The organism is Ruminococcus flavefaciens ATCC 19208 (assembly GCF_000518765.1).
Taxonomy (GTDB): domain Bacteria; phylum Bacillota; class Clostridia; order Oscillospirales; family Ruminococcaceae; genus Ruminococcus; species Ruminococcus flavefaciens.
Genome location: NZ_JAEF01000034.1, coordinates 1 through 1,291, shown reverse-complemented (window position 1 = coordinate 1,291; position 1,291 = coordinate 1). Strand labels below are relative to the sequence as shown.

The following is a 1,291-nucleotide window of genomic DNA, read 5'->3' as shown; positions in this document are numbered from 1 at the left end:
ATTGAAGATATAACTGTACCGTACATCGGACATTCTCTCGCAGAAGCAAACGAGGAAGGAAGCTCACAGCAGTTCTCTGACTTCTTCCTCAACGGTAACGATACGGACTTTTTCAACGTAAATAACAACGGCGGCTGGAGAAGATATATACCTAAGTCTCTTAAATCCATCACTGTTACATCAGGAACAAGAGTGCCAAATTACGCATTCTATCGTATATCAAGCGTAAAAAACATCACTGTTCCCGGTACTATGAAATCATTCGGAGCTTACTCTTATGCTGACTGTATATCTCTTGAAAACATCTATATTCCCGAAGGCGTTGAAAGCATCGGAAATTACGCATTCAGCAATTGCAGCAGCTCAGCTCTCAAAACCGTAAAATTCCCGACTACACTTACATCTATCGGCAACTATGCATTCACTGAGTGTAAGGGATTAACAAACATCACTGTTCCAAAAACAGTAAAAACTATCGGTGAATATACTTTCAATAACTGTTCCGCACTTAAAACTGTTGTAATCTACGGCGGTGCTGACGGTATCGGAAATCATATATTCAGCGGCTGTAAGTCACTTGCTGACCTTACACTTCCTTTTGCAGGATTAAATGAAAAGTCCATCGACGATCCTAAAACAGTAAGTGAGCTTTCAGTATTATTCCTTAACGGCGACGATAAGGATTATTACAACATCAACAACTCAGGCGGCTGGAGAAGATATATTCCTAAGTCACTTAAAAAGGTCACTGTTCTGAGTGGTACAAGACTCTCAGACTATGCGTTCTATCGCTTTACAGGTGTTGAGACATTTGTACTGCCAAAGAGCATGACCGAAATCGGTAATTACTCATTTGCAGACTGCTCGTCAATCACTAAGAATTATATCTCGGAAGGTATAAAATACATTGATGATCACGCATTTGAGGGCTGTACCTCAATATCTGACGGTAAGATACCTGAGGGTGTTATAAGCCTTGGCAAATATGCATTCAGTAATTGCAGCAGCGCTGCTCTCAAGACTATAACATTCCCGAAAACTCTTACCACAGTAGGTGATTATGCATTCTCAGGCTGCACAGGTCTCACAAGCATCACTGTCCCACAGACTGTAACAACTCTTGGCTCATATGCATTCAATGACTGTTCATCAGTCATAACTGCTGTTATCAAAGGCGGTGCCAAAGGTATAGGCTACCATGTATTCAGCGGCTGTAAATCGCTTGCAGAACTCACACTTCCTTTTGCAGGCTTCTCTCTTGAAGCTGTAAATACTGACGGCAGCTCACAGG

The 1,291-nt window shown here is 41.8% G+C and carries 1 protein-coding gene; it reads left to right on the top strand.

Translation table 11 applies throughout. From position 1 onward, the window contains the following. The coding region (locus L870_RS0106790) for a leucine-rich repeat domain-containing protein (protein ID WP_028517503.1) at nucleotides 1-1,291 on the top strand (1,291 nt) is incomplete at both ends.